The sequence below is a fragment of the Streptomyces canus genome, assembly GCF_001514145.1.
Lineage (GTDB): Bacteria > Actinomycetota > Actinomycetes > Streptomycetales > Streptomycetaceae > Streptomyces > Streptomyces canus.
The window spans coordinates 404,499-421,459 of the sequence record NZ_KQ948664.1 but is presented as its reverse complement, the minus strand read 5'-3'; the positions used below and the strand labels follow the sequence as shown (position 1 = coordinate 421,459).

18 protein-coding genes and 1 pseudogene are annotated in these 16,961 nt (G+C 70.9%); 15 read left to right on the top strand and 4 right to left on the bottom strand.

The window, feature by feature from the left end:
* From AQJ46_RS28980 to AQJ46_RS28925, 12 genes and pseudogenes are all read left to right on the top strand, one after another.
* Nucleotides 1-199 (top strand): annotated as a pseudogene (locus AQJ46_RS28980) (L-arabinose isomerase); the annotation flags it as partial.
* A gap of 28 nt (nucleotides 200-227) precedes the next feature.
* Entirely contained in the window at nucleotides 228-956 is a 729-nt protein-coding gene (araD, locus tag AQJ46_RS28975) for an L-ribulose-5-phosphate 4-epimerase AraD (protein ID WP_059208352.1), read from the top strand.
* Between the two features lie 137 nt (nucleotides 957-1,093).
* Nucleotides 1,094-2,755, top strand: a complete 1,662-nt coding sequence (locus AQJ46_RS28970) for an FAD-dependent oxidoreductase (RefSeq protein WP_059208351.1) — start codon at nucleotides 1,094-1,096, stop codon at nucleotides 2,753-2,755.
* Nucleotides 2,756-2,902: 147 nt separating this feature from the next.
* Nucleotides 2,903-3,268: a hypothetical protein gene (locus AQJ46_RS28965; protein ID WP_059208350.1), complete on the top strand. Its 366-nt coding sequence runs from the start codon at nucleotides 2,903-2,905 to the stop codon at nucleotides 3,266-3,268.
* A 119-nt stretch (nucleotides 3,269-3,387) separates the two neighbouring features.
* Complete coding sequence (locus tag AQJ46_RS28960; RefSeq protein WP_079072461.1) at nucleotides 3,388-4,080, top strand: class F sortase; 693 nt, start codon at nucleotides 3,388-3,390, stop codon at nucleotides 4,078-4,080.
* Between the two features lie 153 nt (nucleotides 4,081-4,233).
* On the top strand, nucleotides 4,234-5,391 hold the full coding sequence (locus tag AQJ46_RS28955; RefSeq protein WP_059208349.1) for a SchA/CurD-like domain-containing protein: 1,158 nt from the start codon (nucleotides 4,234-4,236) through the stop codon (nucleotides 5,389-5,391).
* A gap of 68 nt (nucleotides 5,392-5,459) precedes the next feature.
* The gene (locus tag AQJ46_RS28950) at nucleotides 5,460-5,921 is read left to right on the top strand and encodes a cupin domain-containing protein (protein WP_059208348.1); all 462 of its coding nucleotides are present in this window, start codon (nucleotides 5,460-5,462) and stop codon (nucleotides 5,919-5,921) included.
* Nucleotides 5,918-7,186, top strand: a complete 1,269-nt coding sequence (locus tag AQJ46_RS28945; RefSeq protein WP_059208347.1) for a beta-ketoacyl-[acyl-carrier-protein] synthase family protein — start codon at nucleotides 5,918-5,920, stop codon at nucleotides 7,184-7,186. Before AQJ46_RS28950 ends, AQJ46_RS28945 begins: the two co-directional genes overlap by 4 nt.
* Complete coding sequence (locus tag AQJ46_RS28940) at nucleotides 7,183-8,433, top strand: ketosynthase chain-length factor (RefSeq protein ID WP_059208346.1); 1,251 nt, start codon at nucleotides 7,183-7,185, stop codon at nucleotides 8,431-8,433. The genes AQJ46_RS28945 and AQJ46_RS28940 overlap by 4 nt, the downstream gene beginning before the upstream one ends.
* 42 nt (nucleotides 8,434-8,475) lie before the next feature.
* Nucleotides 8,476-8,733 carry an acyl carrier protein gene (locus tag AQJ46_RS28935; protein ID WP_059208345.1) on the top strand — a complete coding sequence of 86 codons (258 nt, stop codon included), beginning with the start codon at nucleotides 8,476-8,478 and terminating at the stop codon, nucleotides 8,731-8,733.
* A gap of 1 nt (nucleotide 8,734) precedes the next feature.
* Nucleotides 8,735-9,214, top strand: a complete 480-nt coding sequence (locus AQJ46_RS28930) for an SRPBCC family protein (protein ID WP_059208344.1) — start codon at nucleotides 8,735-8,737, stop codon at nucleotides 9,212-9,214.
* Between the two features lie 20 nt (nucleotides 9,215-9,234).
* The gene (locus tag AQJ46_RS28925) at nucleotides 9,235-9,567 is read left to right on the top strand and encodes a TcmI family type II polyketide cyclase (protein ID WP_057609423.1); all 333 of its coding nucleotides are present in this window, start codon (nucleotides 9,235-9,237) and stop codon (nucleotides 9,565-9,567) included.
* Nucleotides 9,568-9,650: 83 nt separating this feature from the next.
* Here AQJ46_RS28925 and AQJ46_RS28920 read toward each other — a convergent pair whose 3' ends face one another.
* From AQJ46_RS28920 to AQJ46_RS28905, 4 genes are read right to left on the bottom strand one after another with little or no spacing between them, the layout of a single operon-like run.
* Nucleotides 9,651-10,679, bottom strand: coding sequence for a methyltransferase (locus AQJ46_RS28920; protein WP_059208343.1), 1,029 nt, complete (start codon nucleotides 10,677-10,679; stop codon nucleotides 9,651-9,653).
* Between the two features lie 42 nt (nucleotides 10,680-10,721).
* Nucleotides 10,722-11,783 (bottom strand): right-handed parallel beta-helix repeat-containing protein, encoded by a 1,062-nt coding sequence (locus AQJ46_RS28915; protein WP_059208342.1) that lies wholly within the window; start codon nucleotides 11,781-11,783, stop codon nucleotides 10,722-10,724.
* A 60-nt stretch (nucleotides 11,784-11,843) separates the two neighbouring features.
* Nucleotides 11,844-12,467, bottom strand: coding sequence for an SRPBCC family protein (locus tag AQJ46_RS28910; RefSeq protein ID WP_059208341.1), 624 nt, complete (start codon nucleotides 12,465-12,467; stop codon nucleotides 11,844-11,846).
* Nucleotides 12,468-12,513: 46 nt separating this feature from the next.
* Nucleotides 12,514-13,548, bottom strand: a complete 1,035-nt coding sequence (locus AQJ46_RS28905) for a medium chain dehydrogenase/reductase family protein (protein WP_059208380.1) — start codon at nucleotides 13,546-13,548, stop codon at nucleotides 12,514-12,516.
* 109 nt (nucleotides 13,549-13,657) lie between these two features.
* On the opposite strand from AQJ46_RS28905, the gene AQJ46_RS28900 reads away from it, so the two are divergent.
* The 3 genes from AQJ46_RS28900 (at nucleotide 13,658) to AQJ46_RS28890 (ending at nucleotide 16,504) form a co-directional block, all read left to right on the top strand.
* Nucleotides 13,658-14,314, top strand: a complete 657-nt coding sequence (locus tag AQJ46_RS28900) for a TetR/AcrR family transcriptional regulator (RefSeq protein ID WP_059208340.1) — start codon at nucleotides 13,658-13,660, stop codon at nucleotides 14,312-14,314.
* A gap of 347 nt (nucleotides 14,315-14,661) precedes the next feature.
* Nucleotides 14,662-14,865, top strand: a complete 204-nt coding sequence (locus AQJ46_RS28895; RefSeq protein ID WP_030210008.1) for a cold-shock protein — start codon at nucleotides 14,662-14,664, stop codon at nucleotides 14,863-14,865.
* Between the two features lie 175 nt (nucleotides 14,866-15,040).
* Nucleotides 15,041-16,504, top strand: a complete 1,464-nt coding sequence (locus tag AQJ46_RS28890; protein WP_059208339.1) for a DEAD/DEAH box helicase — start codon at nucleotides 15,041-15,043, stop codon at nucleotides 16,502-16,504.
* Nucleotides 16,505-16,961 lie beyond the last annotated feature (457 nt).

The window sequence follows — 16,961 nt, the reverse complement described above, 5'->3', positions numbered from 1 at the left end:
ATCGGCCGAGAGCTGGCTGCTGGCCGGCGCCCCGCACCACACCGTGCTCAGCTCGGCCGTCGACGTCGAGACGCTGACCGACTACGCGGCCATGACCGGCGTCGAACTGCTCACCATCGACGAGCACACCAGCACCGACCAGTTCGCCAAGGAAATCCGCTGGAACGCCGCCTACCACCGCCTCGCCCAGGCCCTGTGACCTCTCACCGGCACGAAGGAGAACACCGATGACCACCACTGTCCCGGAGAGCCTGCGCCGGGAGGTACTCGAGGCGAACCTCGCCATCCCCCAGGTAGGCCTGGCAACCCTGACCTGGGGGAACGTGAGCGGAGTCGACCGCGAGGCAGGGCTGTTCGTCATCAAGCCGTCGGGGGTTCCCTACGAGGCACTGACGATCGACGATCTGGTGACGGTCCGTCTGTCCGACGGCGCCGTGGTGGACGGCGATCTGCGCCCCTCCACCGACACCGAGACCCACCGCTGCCTCTACCGCGCCTTCCCCTCCATCGGCGGCGTCACCCACACCCACTCCACCCACGCCGTCGCCTTCGCCCAGGCCCGCCGGGACATCCCGGTCCTCGGCACCACCCACGCCGACACCTTCAACGGACCCATCCCCGTCACGCGCGATCTCACCCCCGAACAGTGCGCGAAGGACTACGAGTACAACACCGGCGTCGTCATCGTGGATCTACTGGGGGAGGAGGACCAGAGGGCGGTCGAGGTCCCGGCGGCCCTCGTGGCGAACCACGGCCCCTTCACCTGGGGCACCACCGCCCGCAAGTCCCTGGAACACGCGATCATCTGCGAAGCCGTCGCCGACATCGCCCTCCACACCCTGTCCCTGTCCCCGACAGCACCGCCTCCCGCCCACCTGCTCGACCGCCACTACACCCGCAAACACGGGCCCGGCGCCTACTACGGCAATCCGGAGGCGGCGCTGCCGAAACGGTGACCGGGCCATCTGCCGAGTCGGCGAACCGGGCGGGTTGAGCGGGTGAAGCTTGGGCCCGCATTCGCGCCACGGGGCATGGATAAGGCTCCCCGCCGTATCCGGACGAGTCGGCGGACACGACGCGCTGGAGGCGAGTGATGAACGAGAAACAGGTCCAGACCAGCCACACCACCCACCGGGTCCCGGTCCTCATCGTCGGCGGTTCCCTCGTCGGCCTGTCGACCTCGCTGTTCCTAGGCCGGTTGGGCGTACGGCACACGCTGGTGGAGCGGCACGCCGGCACCTCCATCCACCCCCGCGGACGGGGCAACAACGTCCGCACGATGGAGCTGTTCCGGACGGCCGGCGTGGAAGCGGGAATCCGGGACGCCGCCGCCACGCTGGCCGGTAACCACGGGATCCTGCAGACACCCACCCTGGTCGGCGACGCGGGCGAGTGGCTCTTCCGGGAGATCGACCCGGGCGGCGGACTGGCCCGCTTCAGCCCCAGCTCATGGTGCCTGTGCAGCCAGAACGACCTGGAGCCGGTACTACTCGAACACGCCGAGCGGCTCGGTGGCGATCTGCGGTACGCCACCGAACTGCTGTCGTTCGAGAGCGGGCCCTCCGGCGTCACCGCGGTGGTCAAGAGCCGGGAGACCGGCGAGCACACCACCTTCCTCGCGGACTACCTCGTCGCCGCCGACGGCCCCCGCAGCCCCGTCCGCGAGCAGCTCGGCATCGGCCAGAGCGGTCCCGGCGACCTGTTCAGCAACGTCAGCATCACCTTCCGCTCGCGTCGGCTCGCCGGGGTCGTGGGCGAACGCCGTTTCATCGTCTGCTACCTGACCGACCCGGCGGCCGACGGTGCGCTGCTGCCCGTGGACAACCAGGAGAACTGGGTCTTCCACGCTCCCTGGCACCCCGAACGCGGCGAAACGCTCGAGGAGTTCACCGACGAGCGGTGTGTCGAGCACATCCGTCGCGCGGTCGGCGTCGACGACCTCGACGTGGAGATCACCGGCCGGGCCCCCTGGCACGCCGCCCAGCGGGTCGCCCGGAGCTACCGCGCGGGACGCGTCTTCCTGGCCGGCGACTCGGCCCACGAGATGTCCCCCACCGGGGCGTTCGGCTCCAACACCGGTATCCAGGACGCGCACAACCTCGCCTGGAAGCTCGCCGCGGTGGTCGGCGGCTGGGCCGGGGAGTCGCTGCTGGACACGTACGACGCCGAACGCCGCCCGGTCGCGGAGGCGACCAGCGCCCGCGCCGCCGCACGGTCGGTCGAGCACAGCCATCCCGGGTTCGCCCCGTCGCCCGGCGCGGGCGGCGGCACCGGCCCGCAGCGCGGCATCCTCAACGTGGCCCTCGGCTACCGCTATCCGCAGGGCGCCGTCGTGGGCGCCGACCCGGCGACCCCGGTCGTCCCGGAGCGCCTCGACCTGTCCGGCGAACCCGGCAGCAGGGCGCCCCACATGGCGGTACGGCACCGGGGTGAACGGATCTCCACCCTGGACCTCTACGAGACGTCGTTCGTCCTGCTCAGTGCTGCCGATGACCCAAGTGGCTGGCACGAGGCCGCAGTCCGCCTCGCCGAAAGGACATCCGTCCCGCTGACCTCGTACCGGGTGGGCGACGGCCCGGGTGCCGAGCTGACGCCCGAGGGCGACGCGGACTGGTCGGCCGTCCACGGCACGACGCCCGAAGGCGCCGTACTCGTCAGGCCCGACGGGTTCGTGGCCTGGCGGTCTCCCGGGCCGGTCCCGGACGCCGGGTCGGCGCTGCGCCAGGTACTGACCACGCTGCTGGGGGCGGTCTGACTCCCGCTCGATCCGGGCGCGTTCACCCGGGTGACCGCCCCGAGTGGTGGCGGGCGCGAGGCTGACTGACGGTGGATCACGTCGGGGCAGGGCTCCATTCAGCTGACGAAGCACCAGCTGCCCGGCCCCCGACGGAAGGAACGACACATGCGCTCTGCTCGCATCCTCCTGACCACCGCGGCGGCCTCGGCCGTCCTCGCTCTCGGCGCCACCGGTGCCTACGCGGCCGGGGACGACTGGGACTCGTCGGACTCCTCCTACAGCAAGGAGAGCAAGGACCCCAAGTACGACCCGGAGACCTACAAGGACAAGGAGCACGGCCAGGACTCCGGCGGCAAGCACGACGGCGGCGGCTGGAGCGGCAGCCACGAGAAGCCCAGCGGCGGCATGCACACCGGGGGCGGCGGGCTGGCCTCCCCGGCGATGACCGCGGGCGGGCTCGCCGTGCTGGCGGTCGCCGGAACCGGCCTGTACGCGACGCGACGTAAGAAGGTCGCCGGAAGCATGGCCTGAGCCATGCCGGACGCCATAGCCGCTGTGGCCGCCACGCGCGTGCCGCGTGGCGGCCCGGCCGGCCCTCCCCGTGCCCCGTACGTCCGATCTGCTGCCGTCCCCTGGTGAGGTGGTGTCCGATGGCAGTCCCTCCCCCCACCCCCGCAGACAATCCCGGCCCCGAGGAGCCCGCCCCGACCGGGCAGGGATCCCACACCAAGGTGATGCTGAGCGCCGTGGCGATCCTGGTGGTCGCCCTGGGGCTGTTCGGCGGTCACGACGAGTCGCCGTCCGAGGCCCCGGTGCCGCCACGGGCCGCACCCGTCTCCGCGTCGGCTCCGCCGCCCCGGCAGGCGGCCGGGCAGCCGGCCGGCAGGCATCTGCCGCGATCGAGGCCGGTACGTCTGCTCATTCCGAAGATCTCGGTCGACGCCCCCTTCACGGACCTCGCCATCGGTCCCTCGGGCCGTCTCGAGCCGCCTCCCGCCCACGACGTCAACCTCGTCGGCTGGCACGCCAAGGGCGCCTCGCCCGGGGAGACGGGCACGGCGATCATCGCCGGGCATGTGGACACGGCGACGTCGGCGGCCGTCTTCGTGGAACTCGGAGAACTCGAGAAAGGCGACGTCTTCCACGTCGACCGGGCCGACGGGCGCAGAGCGTCCTTCCTGGTCGACAGCGTGGAGACGTTCGACAAGGGCCACTTCCCCAGTAGGCGCGTCTACGAGGACACGGCCACGGCCCAGGTCCGGCTCATCACCTGTGCGGGTGATTACGACCGTTCGGCCCGGGACTACACGGACAACCTCGTGGTCTTCGCCCACCTCCTCTGAACCCGCCCCGCCCGGCCGCCGGGCCGGCCGGTCACCCCCACGGTGCATACGAGTCGCGCGCTCGCGGGGGCGGCCTGACGATCGAGGAACGCCGACGTCATCCCCCGTGACCGACGTTCGTCCACCCCTGCCCCCGAAGGAGATGTACACAGGATGACCACCACGTCCGACCGTGTTTCGAAAACGCCTGAGCAACAGGCATCGCAGCGGGTCTCCCAGTCCGTGTTCGACGGCTCCAGGCTCCGTGTCGTCCTGTTGGTGGACGTCTACGACGGGGCCCAGCAGCAGTTCCTCGAGGCGTACGAGAGTCTGTGCAGCCAGGTCGCCTCCGTTCCCGGACATGTCAGCGACCAGCTGTGCCAGTCCATCGAGAACCCCTCCCAGTGGCTCATCACCAGTGAGTGGGAGAGCGCACCGCCCTTCCTCACCTGGGTGAACAGTGAGGAACACGTGCGGATGGTGGAGCCGCTGCACAGTTGCGTCCGGGACACCAGGTCGCTGCGCTTCCACATCGTCCGCGAGACCGGCGGCCCGGCGGTGCCGACCGGGCCCGGCAAGCGCCGGCTCCAGGCGTCCCCCAGGATCGGTGACGGGCTGATCCGACACGCCCTCACCTTCACGGTCAAGCCGGGCAGTGAGGACACCGTCGCCAAGATCCTCGCCGGCTACACCTCACCGGAACCGCGGGTCGACGACACCACCCGGCTGTGCCGCACCTCGCTCTTCATGCACGGCAACCGGGTGGTCCGGGCCATCGAGGTGCGGGGCGACCTGCTCGCCGCACTGCGCCACGTCGCCCGGCAGCCCGAGGTGCGGGCCGTCGAGGAGGCCATCAACCCCTATCTGGAGCAGGACCGGGACCTGGACGACCCCGAGTCCGCCCGGCTCTTCTTCACCCGCGCGGCGCTGCCCGCCGTACACCATGTGACCGCCGGGCAGGAGAGCCCGGAGGCGGTGCGGCACGCGCTGTACTACCCGGCCCGTGAGGGGCGCGGTATGCAGCTGGCCGAGCTGCTCGCCCGGCAGGACGAGGCGGCGGCGGACGATCCGCGGGGACCGGTGCTGCGCAGCACGATCTTCCAGCGCGACGACGTCGTGATGCGGCTGGTCGACGTGCGGGGCGCCCTCGACAGCGACCCCGGTCCGGTGCTCGGTCTCACGGACCACGGCCGGGCGGACGAGCTGACGGCGCTGCTCGACGGCGAACCCCTCGGACTGGACGGCCGGGCGCTGAAGGACAGCACCCCCGCTCATCTCCTCGCGGTCTCCCGCATGGATCTCGTCACCGACCGCCGCGCGCCCGGCGCCTGATTCGCCGGCCACCGGGCCGTGACCGGCCCCGCCCTCATGTCGAAGCAGCACATGTTCGGAGGAACGTCGTGATCAAACGTCATCCCGGAGTGGTGGATCTCAGCGAGGTCGAGCCCAACACCCGGCGCGGAGGCGATCTGCGCGCCATGCTCACCCCCACCACGGTCGGCTCCACCAGCGGTTTCATGGGCGTGGCCATCGTGCAGCCCGGCGACCGCATCGCCGAGCACTACCACCCGTACTCCGAGGAGTTCATCTACGTCGTCTGCGGACAGCTCGAAGTGGACCTGGACGGCGAGCCGCACCCGCTCCAACCCGAGCAGGGGCTCCTGATCCCGTCCCACATGCGGCACCGCTTCCGCAACGTCGGCAAGGTGGAGGCCCGCATGGTCTTCCACCTCGGCCCGCTGGCGCCGAGCCCGCCGCTCGGGCACGTCGACACCGAGGACGCCGACGGTGTGCCGATCCCGGCGGAGGCGGCCCACGCGGGTGCGGGCGGGCCCGCCGAACGATCCCGGATGCGCTCATGAGGAGGCGCGTGGCGGTCACCGGCATAGGAATCGTCGCCCCGGGCGGCATCGGTGTCCCGGCGTTCTGGGATCTGCTGACCAGCGGTCGTACGGCGACCCGCGGCATCACGTTCTTCGATCCGTCCGGGCTGCGTTCGCAGATCGCCGCCGAGTGCGACTTCGACCCGGCGGCCCACGGCCTGGACGCGGAGGAGATCGCCCGGAGCGACCGCTACCTCCAGTTCGCCCTGGTCGCCGGGGACGAGGCGATACGGGACTCCGGTCTCGACCTCGCCGGGGAGAATCCGTGGCGGGTGGGGGTCTCCCTGGGCACCGCGGTCGGCGGGACCACCCGGCTGGAACACGACTACGTCCTGGTCAGCGACCGCGGGCAGCACTGGGACGTGGACCACCGCAAGGCCGAACCGCACCTGCACCGGGCGTTCACGCCCAGCACCCTCGCCTCGGCGGTGGCGGAGCGGTTCGAGGCACGCGGGCCGGTGCAGACCGTCTCCACGGGCTGCACCTCGGGGCTCGACGCGGTCGGGTACGCCTTCCACACGATCGAGGAGGGCAGGGCCGACGTGTGCATCGCCGGCGCCTCGGACTCGCCGATCTCACCGATCACCATGGCCTGCTTCGACGCGATCAAGGCCACCTCCCCGAGCAACGACGACCCCGCCCACGCCTCACGGCCCTTCGACGCCCGCCGCAACGGGTTCGTCATGGGCGAGGGCGGCGCGGTGCTCGTCCTGGAGGAGCTGGAACACGCACGGGCCCGCGACGCGCACGTGTACTGCGAGATAGGCGGCTACGCCACCTTCGGCAACGCCTACCACATGACCGGTCTGACCCGTGAGGGCCTGGAGATGGCCCGTGCCATCGAGGACGCGCTCGGCCAGGCCCGGCTCGACGCCACGGCGATCGACTACGTCAACGCGCACGGGTCGGGCACCCAGCAGAACGACCGGCACGAGACGGCCGCGGTCAAGCGGGCGCTGGGCGCGCACGCCTATGACACGCCCATGAGCTCCATCAAATCCATGGTGGGCCATTCCCTCGGCGCGATCGGGGCGATCGAGGTCGTCGCCTGCGCGCTGGCCCTGGCCCGCCAGGTCGTCCCGCCCACCGCGAACTACGAGACCCCGGACCCCGAGTGCGACCTGGACTACGTCCCGCGCGTCGCTCGCGAGCGCAGACTGCGCAGCGTGCTGTCCGTGGGCAGTGGGTTCGGCGGCTTCCAGTCCGCGGTGATCATGACTCTGCCGAGGGAGAGGACCGAATGAGCGCACCGCATCCCCGGCGCGCGGCCGTCACCGGAATCGGCGTGGTCGCGCCCAACGGAAACAGCACCGAGGCCTTCTGGAAGGCCACCAGCGAGGGTGTCGTCGTCCTGGACCGGATCACCCGTGAGGGGTGCGAGCACCTGCCGCTGCGGGTGGCCGGTCAGATCCGGGACTTCGACCCGCCGGCGGCGATCGAGGAGCGTTACCTCGTCCAGACCGACCGGTTCACGCACTTCGCGATGGCCGCGGCCGACCTGGCACTGGAGGACGCCGGGCTCAGCCGGTCCGACACCGACGCCGATCCGTTCTCCGTGGGCGTGGTCACCGCCGCCGGGTCCGGAGGCGGCGAGTTCGGGCAGCGCGAGCTGCAGCAACTGTGGGGCAAGGGAAGCCGCTTCGTCGGGCCGTACCAGTCCATCGCCTGGTTCTACGCCGCGAGCACCGGCCAGATCTCCATCCGGCGCGGTCTCAAGGGCCCCTGCGGGGTGGTCGCCTCCGACGAGGCCGGCGGCCTGGACGCCCTGGCGCACGCGGCGCGGGCCGTGCGGCGCGGCACCGACGTGATGGTGGCCGGCGCGACCGAGGCGCCGCTGGCCCCCTACTCGATGGTCTGCCAGCTCGGCTACGAGGAGCTGAGCACGGTCGCCGAACCGGACCGCGCCTACCGCCCGTTCACCACCGCGGCCTGCGGATTCGTGCCCGCCGAGGGCGGTGCCATGGTCGTCGTGGAGGCCGAGACCTCGGCCCGGGAACGGGGTGTGCCGGTGCGGGCCACCCTGGCGGGACACGCGGCGACGTTCACCGGCGCCTCCCGCTGGGAGCAGTCCCGGGAGGGACTGGCCCAGGCGATCCGGGTCGCCCTGGACGAGGCCGGGTGCGCACCCGAGGAGATCGACGTGGTCTTCGCCGACGCCCTCGGCGTCCCGGAGGCCGACCGTGCCGAGGCGCTGGCGATCGCGGACGCGCTGGGACCGCACGGCACCCGCGTCCCCGTCACGGCGCCGAAGACCGCCGTCGGCCGGGCCTGCGGCGCGGCGCCCCTGTTGGACGTCGCCGCCGCGGTGCTCGCGATGGAGCACGGAGTGATCCCACCCACCCCCAACGTCTTCGACATCTGCCACGACCTCGACCTCGTCACCGCCCGCGCGCGGGCGACCGAGATGCGCACGGCGCTGGTCCTCAGCCGAGGACTCATGGGGTCGAACGCGGCGCTGGTGCTACGGCGCGGTGCCGCGGACGCCTCGTAGCGAGGCGTCGCACACCCATCACCCAGCAAGGAGAGGAACCGCATGAGTGACCGAATCACCGTGGAAGAGCTGGCCGAGCTCATGAAGAAGGCCGCCGGGATCACCGTCGCCCCGGAGGAGCTCCGGCAGCAGCAGGAGTCCGGCTTCGACGCCTTCGGCCTCGACTCGCTCGGTCTGCTCGGCATCGTGGGCGAGCTGGAGAACCGGTACGGCACACCGATGCCCCCCGACGCGGAGAAGAGCAAGAGCCCCCGGCAGTTCCTCGCACTCGTCAACAGCGCGCTTCTGGCAGGAGCCTGAGATGCCCGGACACACGCAGAACGACGTCGTCATCGCGGCCCCGTTGGACCTGGTCTGGGACATGACCAACGACGTCGAGAGCTGGCCGCAGCTGTTCAGCGAGTACGCCTCCGCCGAGATCATCTCCCGGGAGGGCAACCGGACCACCTTCCGGCTGACCATGCACCCCGACCAGGACGGCAAGGTGTGGAGCTGGGTCTCGGAGCGGGAGCCGGACCGCGACACGCTCACCGTGCGGGCCCGCCGTGTCGAGACGGGGCCCTTCGCCTACATGAACATCGTGTGGCAGTACGAGAAGGTGCCCGAGGGCACCCGGATGGTGTGGACGCAGGACTTCGCGATGCGGCCGGACGCACCGGTCGACGACGCCTGGATGACGGACAACATCAACCGGAACTCCAAGGTCCAGATGGCGCTGATCCGGGACCGCATCGAGCAGGCCGCCGGTGAGCGCCGGCCCGTGTCGATGATGTCCGACTGAGCGGGACGGAGGACATGACGATGCATCAGTCCCTGATCGTCGCCCGGATGGCCCCGGAGTCGGCCCTGGACATCGCCAAGGTGTTCGAGGAGTCGGACCGGGGAGAACTGCCGCACCTCGTCGGGGTGGCCCGGCGCAGTCTCTTCCAGTTCGACGACGTGTACCTGCACCTCATCGAGTCCGAGCGGGACCCCGGGCCGGCCATCGCGAAGGCGGCCGGACACCCCGAGTTCCGGGACATCAGCGAACGGCTGTCGGCGTACGTCACCGCGTACGACCCGGCGACCTGGCGTTCGCCGAAGGACGCGATGGCCCGGTGCTTCTACCGCTGGGAGCGGGACGCCGGCTCCTGAACCGCCACGGACGCCGCTCGCCGGGCACGCACTGTTCGCGTGCCCGGCGAGCGGCGGTCCGCCGGGTCCGTCCGAGGACGGGGTCAGGCGGGGATCGTGCAGTCGAACGCGTGCAGATAGGGGTTGACCGGGCGGACGTCGTCGATGACCAGGCCCGCCTTCGTCAGCCTGCCGGTCAGGCTCTCGGTGGTGTGCTTGGCCCCTCCGACGTTCAGGAGCAGCAGCAGGTCCATGGCGGTGCTGAACCGCATCGACGGCGAGTCGTCGACGAGGTTCTCGATGACCACGACCCGCGCTCCCGGCCCGCCCGCCGCGATGACGTTGCCCAGGACGCGGGTCGTGCTGTCGTCGTCCCACTCCAGGATGTTCTTGATGATGTACACGTCGGCCCGGACCGGGACGGCCTCGCGGCAGTCACCGGGCACCAGGCGCGTCCGGTCCGCGAGCGCCCCTCCCGCGCGCAGCCGTGGATCGACGTTCTCGACCACGCGCGGCAGGTCGAGCAGGGTGCCGTGCAGCGCCGGATACTTCTCCAGCAGGCTCGCCACCACATGCCCCTGGCCACCCCCGATGTCGGCGACCGACGTGCTCCCCGACAGGTCGAGGAACTGTGCCACGTCCCGCGCGGACTGCACGCTGGAGGTCGTCATGGCGCGGTTGAAGACGTCGGCCGATTCCGGGGCGTCCTCGTTGAGGTACTGGAAGAACTCCTTGCCGTACAGGTCCTCCACGACGTTACGGCCGGTGCGCACCGCCTCGTCCAGCATCGGCCACGCGTCCCAGGTCCACGGCTCGGTGCACCACAGGGCGATGGCGCGCAGGCTGTTCGGATCGTCCTCGCGCAGCAGCCGGGACATGTCGGTGTGCGCGAACGTTCCGTCCGGCCGCTCGGCGAAGACGCCGTAGCAGGACAGGGCACGCAACAGCCGTCGCAGCGTCTTGGGTTCGGTCTTCACCGCGGCCGCGAGGTCCTCCACGGCCAGGGGGCTGTCGTCGAGGGCGTCGGCGACCCCCAGCCGGGCGGCCGCGCGGACGGCGGCCGCACATGCCGCCCCGAACACGAGCTCCCTGAGCCGCATGGACGGCGGTGGGGCGGTCTGTGCGGTTGTCATGTGCCCTCTTTCTTCTGCGAGTTCATGAGTGGCCACGGCCGGTCAGCACAGTCCCGCGGGCTTGGACGCCCCGCAGGTGTTGCCTTCGAAGGTGTTGCCCTTGCCGGTGGTGTCCGTGTTGACGAGGTCCGCCGGGGCGTTGCCCTCGAGCACGTTGTCGGCGATCCGGTTCCGCTCGCTGGTGGTGCCCACGAAGCTCTTGAACAGGACGATGCCGCCCGACAGCGGGGACGTACCGACGTTGCCGGTGATGCGGTTGCCCGTCACCAGGGTGTCCTCGGCACCGGTCAGCACGATGCCGGAGCCCTGCAGCGCGTCCAGCCGTGCCGTCTTCGGGCAGGACTTGTTGTTTCTCACGATGGTGTTGTCGCGCACGGTCAGCGCGCCGGCCTTCGGCTTGTTCTCGTCGCCCACGACGAAGACGCCCGCGCAGTTGCCGGTGAGGTGGTTGTCCGCGACGGTGAGGTTCCTCAGTCGCCGGACGGTGATGCCGATCCGGTTGCCCTCCAGGCGGTTGTGTTCGACCACGGTTCCCAGGGTGTCCGCGGCGCCCGCCTCCTCCTTGATCGTGTTCGCGAGGAACAGGCCGGCGTCACCGTTGTCCCGGGCGGTGTTCTTCCGGAACACCCCGTGGGTCGAACGCTCCTGGGCGATCCCCCACACCCCGTTCTTCACGGCGGTCACGTTCCGCACGGTCAGCCCGTCGGTCCCCATGGCGAACACGCCGCTCCCGGTGAAGCCGGTCACCGTGAGGGAGGCGACGGTGACGCCCTCGACGTCGTGGGCCTTCGTCCCGATCACGCAGATGCCGTTGCCGGCCTCGGCACACTTGCCGGCCTGCTTCGTGTCCGGCTCGATGACGGTGCTGCGGCCCATGCCGGTCAGGGTGATCCCGGGGGTGCTCACCGTGACGCTCTCGCGATAGCTGCCGGGGGCCAGGAGAACGGTGTCTCCCGGCTCGGCGGCGTCCACCGCCCGCTGGATCGACTGTCCGGGAAAGACCACGTGGGTCATCTGGTCGGCGGCGACGGGCGGGGCGGCCCCGAACACGGCCCCGATGATCGCCGCGGCGCATGCCAAGCGGGAGATATGAAATCTCATCATATCCGGCACGTTATGACCCGAAAGGTCGCGAAAGGCCTGGATGAGCCATCCGACGGCGTGTCACGGCCGGCTCGTGAGCCCGGCCTCCGCGGTGGACTTCAGGTCGCGCAGCCACGCCTCGAGACCCGCGCCGAGGGCCGCGGTCGCGGTGGGGACATCCGCTTCGACCTGAGCGCCGGTCCAGGTCTCCTCGGTGTGGACGCGCACGCCACCCCTGACCTTCCTGAAGGTCCACAGGTGCACCCCCTCGTCGATGCGCAGCCCCTCCCCGATCGCGGGTCCGCTCCACAGGATGCAGTCGTGGCGCTGGAGTTCCCGGACCGTGGAGGTGATGCCGAGTGTGGTGGCGGGGGTCGTGGGGGTGGCGGGCGCGGGGGTCGTCCACCGGAACCGCGACCCCTTCTCCAGGCGGCCGGGGTCGAGACGCTCGGACGTGATGACCGGGGGCTGCCAGGACGGCCAGCGTTCGACGTCCGTCTGGAGTTTCCATACGGTGCTCAGCGGCGCCTTGATCACGACGTCGGACCGGTAGCGGACGGTGGCGCCGGCGTCGACACCGCGTCCGCCGCACCGCGGAGGTCCGCCGTGGTGGGCCGCCTGCGCGACCGGGACGGTGCCCGCGAGAACGGCGAGAACGGCGAGGACGGCGAGCGAGACCGCGAGTGTGCGGGGCCCTGTGGACATGGTGTTCCTCTCGTGGCGATGGTCGGTTCGGGTAGGTGCCTGCTCGCTACGGGTTGAGGACGACCTTTCCGGCGACGGTGCCGGACTCGGCCAGCCGCAGGGCGTCGGCGGCCTCGGCGAGCGGCAGTCGGGCCGCGATCTGCGCGGTGACCTCGCCGCGCTGGAGGGCGGCGAAGACCTGGGTGAGGTCGGCGCGGAGCCGGGACCGGAACCGGTTCCTGGCCAGGGCCCGGCCGGCCCACACGTTGAAGAAGTAGGCGCGGCGGCGGTTGGGCAGCGCGTTCCACAGCCACACCCGGCCGAGGAGCTTCAGCACGGGCCACTGCTTGGAGCCCTCGGCGTCACGGGTGGCGGCGCTGCCGTACGAGACGAGCGTGCCGCCGGGGGCGAGGAGCCGCCAGGAGTCCACGATGCCGCGACCGCCGACGTGGTCGAAGACGGCGTGTACGCCGTCGCGGGGGGCGAGTTCGCGGATCCGTGCGGCGAGGTCGTGGGCGCGGTAGTCGACCGGGACGACTCCCTGCTCCCGCAGGGCCTCGTGGTGGCGCGGGGACGCCGTACCGATCACGTGGGCGCCCGCGGCCCGGGCGAGCTGGACCAGGACCGATCCGACGCCGCCGTTGGCGCCGTACACGACGACGGTCTGCCCGGCGCGGACGCGGGCCTTGCGGTGCAGCATCTGCCAGGCGGTGATGCCGTTGACGACGAGGGTCTCCGCCTCCGCCGCGCCGATCCCCTCGGGCACCGGCACCACGTCCGCCGCGTCGACGAGCACATGGCTGGCCCAGCCGCCGACCTTCACCAGAGCGGCGACCCGGGTGCCGGCCAGGTCCGGCTCCACGCCCTCGCCGGTCGTCAGGACCGTGCCGACGAGGTCGTAGCCGGGCACGAACGGGAACGGCGGCTGGTCGTAGTAGCGGCCGCGCCGCATCTGCTGCTCGGCGAAGGAGACGCCGGTCGCCTCCATCCGGATCACGACCTGGCCCGGGCCCGCGGCGGGGACGGCTCCGTGCCGGATCTGCAGCCCTTCGGGCTCGACCTTGCCCGGCAGGACGACCTCGACGAGTTCTTCGGTGTTCATGTTCATGACGACCTCCACAGAGACACTGGGTTACTCGGCTTCGCGTTCGTTAGAAGTTATAACTGCACGAGCTCGGAAGTGTCAATAACTTCAGTGATACCCTCTAACCATGGCGAATCCGGAAGCGAAGACCCCGCGCGAGCGCTACCGCGCCCAGGTGCGTACGGAGATCAAGGACCGCGCGTGGGAGCAGATCGCCACGGCGGGCGCGTCCGCTCTCTCCCTCAACGCGATCGCCAAACAGCTGGGCATGAGCGGACCCGCGCTGTACCGGTACTACGCCGGCCGGGACGAGCTGATCACCGAGCTCGTCAGGGACGCGTACCGAAGCCTCGCCGACGCCTTCCGCGCGGCCTCCCCGTCCGGCGCCGACGTGACCACGCTGGCGCACGCCCTGCGGGCATGGGCCCTGGAGGATCCCCAGCGCTACTTCCTCATCTACGGCACGCCCGTCCCCGGCTATCACGCGCCCGACGACATCACCGCGATCGCGTCCGAGATCATGGCGACGATCCTGGACGCCTGCGCCGGGCTGCCGTCGAACGGCCCGGAGACACCACTCGACGCCCACCTCGAGGACCACCGGGACTGGGCGGACGGCCACCCCGCCCCGGCTGCCGGCCTCCACCGGGCCCTGAGCTTCTGGACCCGACTGCACGGCACCCTGTCCCTGGAACTGGCCGGCCACTTCAACGGGATGGGGTTCGACCCCGCACTGCTCTACGCCGCCGAACTGGACGCCCTGACCGGCTTCGGCAAGATGTGACTTTCATCGTGCCGGCGTACCGGCCGCTGACGCCGGTGACGGCGGGGCATCACCCGTCGCCGGAGGTCACAGGGCTGTGGACACCAGCGCACGGCAGGAACGCTTGTGCACGCAGGGCAATATCTGTGCCCGTGGTGTGAGAAATAGACCCGGGGCCCGGCGAGTATTCCCGGGGACCCGGGTCGGATGCAAAATGGGCGAACCCACAGGTCGGACCCCCCGTGCTACTGTCGATCTCAGTTGCAGGTGTGGTTGCCAGAAGGTTTTTTCCGACGGGTTAATCAGCACGGCGACACGGAGATTCACACAGGGTGAATTTCCGAAACCGCCTCCGAAGGAGAAATAACATGGCTACTGGCACCGTGAAGTGGTTCAACTCGGAAAAGGGCTTCGGCTTCATCGAGCAGGACGGCGGCGGCCCCGACGTCTTCGCCCACTACTCGAACATCGCCGCCCAGGGCTTCCGCGAGCTGCAGGAAGGTCAGAAGGTGTCCTTCGACATCGCTCAGGGCCAGAAGGGCCCGACGGCCGAGAACATCGTTCCCGCCTGACACCGGCACCGCCGCGCATACTTCGCAGCTGGGGCCCGCACCGTGCGGTGCGGGCCCCAGCTCGCGGCATTTCAGGGCGCATCACACATCGCCTTCGGCTCGTTCTCGCGATTCTCTGCGCTGCTCATCAGCTGCGGGAATTCCTTGATACGCGCCGTATCAAGGAAGGTTTCGCATGAATCGCACACGTACTAATCCCACCCGTGGCCGCTCCGCCGGTCCGCGCCGTTCCAAGCCCCACGGCAATCGACAGAGCGTGTCGGGCGAGTTCGCGCCGCCCAGGACGATCACGCCCGCTCTGCCCGCTGTCGAGGCGTTCGCCGATCTCGACATGCCCGCACGGCTGTTGGCCACACTGGCCCAGGAAGGCGTGACCGTACCGTTCCCGATCCAGGCGGCGACCCTGCCGAACTCCCTGGCCGGCCGTGACGTCCTCGGCCGCGGGCGCACCGGCTCGGGCAAGACCCTCGCCTTCGGCCTCGCCGCACTGGCCCGTACGGCGGGACGCCGTGCCGAGCCGCGGCAGCCGCTCGCCCTCGTCCTCGTCCCCACCCGCGAGCTCGCCCAGCAGGTCACCGACGCGCTCACGCCCTACGCCCGCTCCGTGAGCCTGCGGCTGGCCACCGTCGTCGGCGGGATGTCCATCGGCAGGCAGGCCGGCGCGCTGCGCGCCGGGGCCGAGATGGTCGTCGCCACCCCGGGACGCCTCAAGGACCTCATCGACCGCGGCGACTGCCGACTCGACGAGGTGGCCATCACGGTCCTCGACGAGGCCGACCAGATGGCCGACATGGGCTTCATGCCCCAGGTCACCGCCCTGCTCGACCAGGTACGCCCGGGTGGGCAGCGCATGCTCTTCTCGGCCACCCTCGACCGCAACGTCGACCGGCTGGTGCGCAGCTACCTGCACGACCCCGTCGTCCACTCGGTCGACCCCTCCGCCGGCGCGGTCACCACGATGGAGCACCACGTCCTGCATGTGCACGACGCGGACAAGCACCGGACGACCACCGAGATCGCGGCACGGGACGGCCGCGTGATCATGTTCCTCGACACCAAGCACGCGGTGGACCGGCTGACCAAGCACCTGCTCAGCAGCGGCGTCCGCGCCGCGGCCCTGCACGGCGGCAAGTCGCAGCCGCAGCGCACCCGCACGCTGACGCAGTTCAAGACCGGGCACGTCAACGTGCTGGTGGCGACCAACGTCGCGGCGCGCGGCATCCACGTCGACAACCTCGACCTCGTCGTCAACGTCGACCCGCCGACCGACCACAAGGACTACCTGCACCGCGGCGGCCGTACGGCCCGGGCCGGCGAGTCCGGCAGCGTCGTCACCCTGGTCACCCCGAACCAGCGCCGCGACATGACCCGCCTCATGGCTTCGGCGGGCATCACGCCCCAGATCGCCCAGGTGCGTTCGGGCGAGGCGGAGCTGAGCCGCATCACCGGGGCCCAGGCCCCGTCCGGTGTCCCGGTCGTCATCACCGCTCCGCAGCCGGAACGCCCCCGCGGCACGTCCTCCTCGTCCTCTTCGCGAGGCCGTCGGGGCCGCCGGAGCCAGTCCGGCCAGGGCCGCCCCGCGGGCGAAGCGGCACGCCGCGGCGGACCGCGACGGACCGGGTTCGGCTCCGCCGCCTAGGACGACATCCCTCTCACCGCCCAGTGGGGCCCTGCCGACTCGCGTCGGCAGGGCCCCACTGTCGTATCGCCACGCAGTCCAGCTCACCTGTCGGCTGCCTCAGGATGTCTGCGTCACTCGAACGCCAAAATCTCCTCTTGTCAGAGTAGACATTGGCCGTCGGCACGGTTACTGTTTTTCTCGTAGACATGGTCAAGCGAGACCCGCCGGACACGAACCGGCGGGGTTCGGAGCAAGGACGGAGGAGCAGACGCCATCAGGATCGCCCGGCCCGAAAGCTCTCGGTCCGGGTACCGCAAGACCCCGGATTGGATGGTGGTCCCCGGTCACGCAGCCGCGATCCCCGCACCCCTCCCGTCACCGGGCCGGGTAGCGGAAACCGAAGGTCGGCACAGCATGAGGGCCGACAGATGGTGTTGAATTCCCTTCGGGGCCCTGGTGCCGTACGGCACCGGGG

Coding starts and splice junctions, on each gene's coding strand:
- araD (WP_059208352.1), top strand. CDS start 228: ATGACCACCACTGTCCCGGAGAGCCTGCGCCGGGAGGTACTCGAGGCG.
- AQJ46_RS28970 (WP_059208351.1), top strand. CDS start 1,094: ATGAACGAGAAACAGGTCCAGACCAGCCACACCACCCACCGGGTCCCG.
- AQJ46_RS28965 (WP_059208350.1), top strand. CDS start 2,903: ATGCGCTCTGCTCGCATCCTCCTGACCACCGCGGCGGCCTCGGCCGTC.
- AQJ46_RS28960 (WP_079072461.1), top strand. CDS start 3,388: ATGGCAGTCCCTCCCCCCACCCCCGCAGACAATCCCGGCCCCGAGGAG.
- AQJ46_RS28955 (WP_059208349.1), top strand. CDS start 4,234: ATGACCACCACGTCCGACCGTGTTTCGAAAACGCCTGAGCAACAGGCA.
- AQJ46_RS28945 (WP_059208347.1), top strand. CDS start 5,918: ATGAGGAGGCGCGTGGCGGTCACCGGCATAGGAATCGTCGCCCCGGGC.
- AQJ46_RS28940 (WP_059208346.1), top strand. CDS start 7,183: ATGAGCGCACCGCATCCCCGGCGCGCGGCCGTCACCGGAATCGGCGTG.
- AQJ46_RS28935 (WP_059208345.1), top strand. CDS start 8,476: ATGAGTGACCGAATCACCGTGGAAGAGCTGGCCGAGCTCATGAAGAAG.
- AQJ46_RS28930 (WP_059208344.1), top strand. CDS start 8,735: ATGCCCGGACACACGCAGAACGACGTCGTCATCGCGGCCCCGTTGGAC.
- AQJ46_RS28925 (WP_057609423.1), top strand. CDS start 9,235: ATGCATCAGTCCCTGATCGTCGCCCGGATGGCCCCGGAGTCGGCCCTG.
- AQJ46_RS28920 (WP_059208343.1), bottom strand. CDS start 10,679: ATGACAACCGCACAGACCGCCCCACCGCCGTCCATGCGGCTCAGGGAG.
- AQJ46_RS28915 (WP_059208342.1), bottom strand. CDS start 11,783: ATGATGAGATTTCATATCTCCCGCTTGGCATGCGCCGCGGCGATCATC.
- AQJ46_RS28910 (WP_059208341.1), bottom strand. CDS start 12,467: ATGTCCACAGGGCCCCGCACACTCGCGGTCTCGCTCGCCGTCCTCGCC.
- AQJ46_RS28905 (WP_059208380.1), bottom strand. CDS start 13,548: ATGAACACCGAAGAACTCGTCGAGGTCGTCCTGCCGGGCAAGGTCGAG.
- AQJ46_RS28900 (WP_059208340.1), top strand. CDS start 13,658: ATGGCGAATCCGGAAGCGAAGACCCCGCGCGAGCGCTACCGCGCCCAG.
- AQJ46_RS28895 (WP_030210008.1), top strand. CDS start 14,662: ATGGCTACTGGCACCGTGAAGTGGTTCAACTCGGAAAAGGGCTTCGGC.
- AQJ46_RS28890 (WP_059208339.1), top strand. CDS start 15,041: ATGAATCGCACACGTACTAATCCCACCCGTGGCCGCTCCGCCGGTCCG.